This window comes from Pseudoflavonifractor phocaeensis, from assembly GCF_016901955.1.
Taxonomy (GTDB): Bacteria; Bacillota; Clostridia; order Oscillospirales; family Oscillospiraceae; genus Flavonifractor; species Flavonifractor phocaeensis_A.
Genome location: NZ_JACJLC010000130.1, coordinates 1 through 5,271, shown reverse-complemented (window position 1 = coordinate 5,271; position 5,271 = coordinate 1). Strand labels below are relative to the sequence as shown.

Sequence of the window (5,271 nt, the reverse complement as noted above, 5' to 3'; positions counted from 1 at the left end):
GTGTGCTTCCTCCCCAATCTAATTTTATAAGAAAGGCGACCGTTTGTCTGCTCTCTTTCATCCCTATTTGTGCCGAGAGCGAAGCGGTCGGCATGGTGATTATGATGGAGATTGGTGTGAAATACTGCGGAGGATGCAATCCAAACTATCAACGCCGTTCCATTATAACTCGTGCCCAAAGTGAATTTCCCCATGCCCACTTTTCCAATTACGATGCTGCCGTATCCTATGATTTGGTGGTGGTTATCTGCGGATGCATGGAGGAATGTTTTACCTTCTCCTGTACCAACAGCGCCCATGACCCGGTATGGGTCCGTTCCCTTCAGGAATATGACCGTCTCCATGACGCTTTACGCGCCATGGAGACGGTTACTATCCCAAGCGATTAGGTGTTAAGCAAGATGTAAGGGAGGTGCCTTATTCCCTTCCAAATGCCCCTGAGCCAATATAGGTATCAGCAGTGAACTCCTGTGGGGCAGATCAAAAACTTCCTTCGGTGACGGCTGCCGCGGTGTGGTTGAAGGCGCCGGTGCCGAGATGGTATACTAAAATTTAACCCTCGCATCCATTCAGAAAAAGTCGTAGTTACTGATCAGTAACCTCAAAAGCAGCTTTGACGCGGCAAGAATCTTTTGTGACACTTATAGATAGAAGCGAATCCTTATGTCACGCATACATAAAAAAATATGATTTCAGGCAAAGGATGTGACCAACATGAACCAAGCAAACAGACGGTTGGACGATAAAGGAAACTTTCTGATGCGCTTTGGCGATAAGCTGGCGAACTTATCCATGAAGTATATGCCGGAGCCTTCCACATTTGCTGTTATCTTTACCATCATTGCATTTCTTGGCGGCTTGCTCCTGGCCAAGAAAAGTCCATTGGACATGGTCAATTACTGGTACAAGGGGTTCTGGAGCCTGCTGGCGTTTAGTATGCAGATCTCTCTGGGCGTCATTACCGGCTCGGCCATCGCCAATGCGCCAGGGGTAAAGAAGTGGATCCGGAAGATCTGCGATGTTCCCAAGAATGGCCCTCAAGGGGCTCTTGTGGCAGCTCTTTTCGGTATCCTAGGTCATTATATCCATTGGGGATTGGGTATTGTAGTTGGAGCCGTTGCATCTCTGGAAATCGCCCGCGCACTAAGACGTAAAGGCGTTAAATTCGACTACCCGCTGATTGTTGCAGCCGGTTTCACGGGAGAAATGTGCTGGCATGGCGGTCTGTCTGCCTCTATCGGCCTTACCATCGCGCAGCCTGGACATTTCCTGGAGTCCGAGATGGGCGTTATCCCGTTTACCGAGTACCTGATCAATCCCATGAATATCACGTTGCTCATCGCATTTGCCATTGTTCCTCCCCTGATCTGCTATTTTCTGCATCCGAAGCCGGAAAAGTGTGCTGAATTGCGTCCCGAGACCATTGCAGTTCTGGATGCCCCCGATCTGCACACAACAAAGGTTGACCTGAGCGGCGCCACCATTGGCGAACGCATCAGCCACAGCCGCATTTTGGGCTATCTGTTGGCCCTGCTTGGCTTTGTCTATATCATCTATAACTTTGCCACAAAAGGGTTCAACCTGGATATGGACTTGGTCAATGCAATTTTCCTGTTCGTAGGTATCGCTCTCTACGGCGACCTGACTCAGTATGTGGCGGCGGTTAAAAACTCCATCGGCGGCATTACCGGTATCGTCTTCCAGTTCCCCCTGTACGGCGGCGTGCTGGGCATGGTACAGTATTCTGGTCTGGTTGACATTGTGGCCGGCGGCCTGGCCTCCATCAGCACTCCCTTTACTTTCCCGCTGATCACCTTCCTGACCGCGGCGTTTATCAACATGTTTGTCCCCTCCGGCGGTGGTCAATGGGCGGTTCAGGGACCTATTGCCATTGCTTCGGCAAATGCCATTGGGGCAGATGTGCTGAAGACCTCCCTTTGCGTGGCCTACGGCAACACCTGGACCAACCTGGCCCAGCCCTTCTGGGCAATTGCCACACTGGGTATCTGCGGTCTGAAGGCAAAAGATATCATGGGATATACCATTGCAATTATGTTGCTGAGCGGACCCATTTTCATGCTGGGCGTTACGTTCTTACCAGTGTAGAATAGAAACGCTGGTACAGTATATCCTTTTTGCAGCATCTAAGAAAGGTGGGTAAGTTCCATATGAAAAACCTTTTTGATTTGACTGGTAAAGTAGCCATTGTTGTAGGCGGCAGCCGTGGGCTGGGCCGGGGCATGGCGGTCGGGCTGGCAAACGCCGGCGCCACAGTTATCATTGCCAGCCGAGGATTTGAAGCCCTGCAGACAGCCGCGGAAGAAATAAGCAAGGAGACCGGCGGGCTGTGTGTTCCCATGCAACTGGATGTAACCTCCCTTCCTGCGATCCAGGATTTTGTAACCCGGGTCGATGAGAAATTCGGCCGCATTGACATTCTGATTAACAGTGCCGGCATTAATATCCGCAAGTCTGCCCTGGATTTTGAGGAAGAGGACTGGGACCGCGTGACGGACACCCAGCTGAAGTACGTCTTCTTTATGGATCAGACGGTGGGCAACTACATGGTGGAGCACGGTATCAAGGGACGTATCATTAACATTGGCTCCCTGTCCAGCATGATCGGCCTGAAAAACATGGTGGCCTACTGCGCCTCCAAGGGTGGTATTGTGCAGCTGACCAAGGCCCTTGCCAACGAATGGGCTCAGTATGGTATCTGCGTCAACGCAATTGGACCTGGTTATTACTTTACCGAGATGACAAAGCCCCTGCTGTCCGACCCGGAGGTCATGCGTAAGTATCAGGAAAAGATCCCCATGGGACGTCTGGGTTTGCCCGAGGATTTGGCTTCTACCGCCGTGTATTTGGCCTGCGATGCCTCCGGCTATGTAACCGGACAGATTATCTATGTGGATGGCGGCTGGTTAATTAACTAGATCCACACAACATATTAAGCAGCCCTGGCAGATAAATTTCTATTTATCCGCCAGGGCTGCTCCAACAAAAAGGAAAAGGAGAACTCCTAATGAACCTTACTTACCGGCCCCGCCGCCTGCGGGGCAATGACGCGGTGCGCCACCTGTGCCGGGAGACACGCATGTCCCCCGACAGCCTGATCTACCCCATCTTTGTGGATGAGACCCTCCAGGGGGTCCGGCCCATCGAGGCCCTGCCCGGCCAGAACCACTACGGCCTGGACAGCGTGTGCCAGGCGGTGGAGGAGTGCTTGGCCAACGGGGTAACTCACTGTATTCTTTTCGGCCTGCCCGCCCACAAGGACGCCATCGGCTCCTCGGCCTGGGACGAGCACGGCGTGGTCCAGGAGGCCATCCGGACTATCAAGGCCAAGTATCCCGACTTCTATGTCATTACCGACGTGTGCATGTGCGAGTACACCGACCACGGCCACTGCGGCATCCTCTGCGGCCATGAGGTGGACAACGACCAGACCCTGGAGGTGCTGGCCAAGACCGCCCTGTCCCACGTCCAGGCCGGGGCCGACATGGTGGCCCCCTCCGACATGATGGACGGCCGGGTGGCCGCCATCCGGGCCATCCTGGACGAGCACGGCTACACCGCCACTCCCATCATGGCCTACTCCGCCAAGTATGCCTCCGCCTTCTACGGTCCCTTCCGGGCGGCGGCGGGCTCCGCTCCCTCCTTCGGGGACCGGAAGGGCTACCAGATGGACCCCCACAACCGGAAGGAGGCCCTGAAGGAGTGCGCCCTGGACATTGAGGAGGGTGCCGACATCATCATGGTCAAGCCCGCCCTCAGCTACCTGGACGTGATCCGGGAGTGCTCCGATGCTTATGACCTGCCCATGTGCGCCTACCAGGTGTCCGGCGAGTACGCCATGATCAAGACCGCCGCCGCCGCAGGCCTCATTGACGAGTACCGCATCATGTGCGAGTCCGCTCTGTCCGTCTTCCGGGCGGGGGCCAATATGCTCATTACCTACTATGCCAAGGAACTGGCTCAGGCCATCCGCTCTGGCTACATTGGGTAATTCTAAGAAACCATGTGATTCAGATTTACGCATTCCCATAATACTTAGATCCCCTTCACTCATTGTCCTGAAATCTTGGCGTTTTGCCGCAGATCTTGAGAGGCTGAGATTTCAGGCAATTTTTTGTATATGAAGTAGCATCTTGACTCCAGGGGTCATGCGGGAGGAAAGCGCGCAGCGGCAGCGTATCAGCCACAAACTGAAACTCTGTCCGAAGCAGTATTTGACCGTCACCGAGGGTGCGCTTGACGGGGCGCTGAAAACTAAAGAATCAGCAGATGAAACGGAAGGTGTGTGAAAGCATCCTCTGTTTTCCTTTTTCCAGGGCGGCTCTGCCGCCCTTTTCTTTTGAAAAATCCGGAATTTTGTGGGCAGATGAAGATGTTTCCGGCATTGTATTTACAGGGGAAGGAGCATAGAGCAAGCACAGCAAGTGAGTACCCACTTGCGATTTTTGGCTTTAGGGAACCCTCCCCCTAAACTCAAAAAATGCTTGTTGGGAACATCCCAAACCCTGATACGAAAAGAGGCGAGATACCACGATGGCAAACCGAAAACGGAATATCCAGGTGAAGTTCTATGTGACCGCTGAGGAAAAGGAACTGATAGAGCGGAAGATGGCCCAGCTCCAGACAAAGCGGATTGGCGCCTACCTGCGGAAGATGGCGATTGACGGATATATCATCTATGTGGACACCAGAGACATCAAGGAAATGAATAAGCTCTTGTCCGCCATTGGTCGGAACATCAATCAGATTGCCAAGCGGGTCAACGCCGGAGGCCCTACCTATCAGGCCGACATGGAGGAAATCCGGGAAAGGATGGATCAGATATGGCAGTTACAAAGACGCATCCTATTAAGTCAACGCTGAAAGCGGCGATTGACTATATCTGCAATCCCGATAAGACAGACGAGAAGCTGCTGGTGTCCTCTTTCGGCTGTGCCGCCGAAACTGCCGACATCGAGTTTAGCTGGACACGCCGTTATGCCATCGACAAGGGCACGCACCTAGGCCGCCACCTGATCCAAGCCTTTGAGCCTGGGGAGGTTTCCGCCGAGGAAGCCCATGAGATTGGGATGCAGCTGGCAAAAGAAATATTGGGTGGCAAGTACGAGTTTGTACTTACCACCCATATTGATAAGGGGCATATTCATAATGTACGCCCGGATAGGGCAATGAGAAAAGCAGTAGAAGGTACTGCCCCGTAAGATAACACGGGAAACAACCGGCCTAACCGAAAGGCGAAAGCTGACACGGGAA

At 53.3% G+C, this 5,271-nt stretch carries 4 protein-coding genes and 2 pseudogenes; all 6 read left to right on the top strand.

All coding sequences use genetic code 11. The features are described 5' to 3' along the window. A pseudogene (locus tag H6B51_RS16145) lies at positions 1-389 on the top strand (hypothetical protein); the annotation flags it as partial. Positions 390-714: 325 nt separating this feature from the next. Beyond that, a complete protein-coding gene (locus H6B51_RS16140; protein WP_204884627.1) occupies positions 715-2,106 on the top strand; it encodes a short-chain fatty acid transporter in 1,392 nt (463 codons plus the stop codon). Between the two features lie 62 nt (positions 2,107-2,168). Then, a complete protein-coding gene (locus tag H6B51_RS16135) occupies positions 2,169-2,936 on the top strand; it encodes an SDR family NAD(P)-dependent oxidoreductase (protein WP_204884626.1) in 768 nt (255 codons plus the stop codon). A gap of 89 nt (positions 2,937-3,025) precedes the next feature. Continuing rightward, positions 3,026-4,009 carry a porphobilinogen synthase gene (gene hemB / locus H6B51_RS16130; protein WP_204884625.1) on the top strand — a complete coding sequence of 328 codons (984 nt, stop codon included), beginning with the start codon at positions 3,026-3,028 and terminating at the stop codon, positions 4,007-4,009. Positions 4,010-4,551: 542 nt separating this feature from the next. Beyond that, positions 4,552-4,881: a plasmid mobilization protein gene (locus H6B51_RS16125; protein ID WP_204884624.1), complete on the top strand. Its 330-nt coding sequence runs from the start codon at positions 4,552-4,554 to the stop codon at positions 4,879-4,881. Next, positions 4,842-5,168, top strand: a pseudogene (locus tag H6B51_RS16120) (relaxase/mobilization nuclease domain-containing protein); the annotation flags it as partial. The gene H6B51_RS16125 and the pseudogene H6B51_RS16120, both read left to right, overlap by 40 nt. Positions 5,169-5,271: the final 103 nt, after the last annotated feature.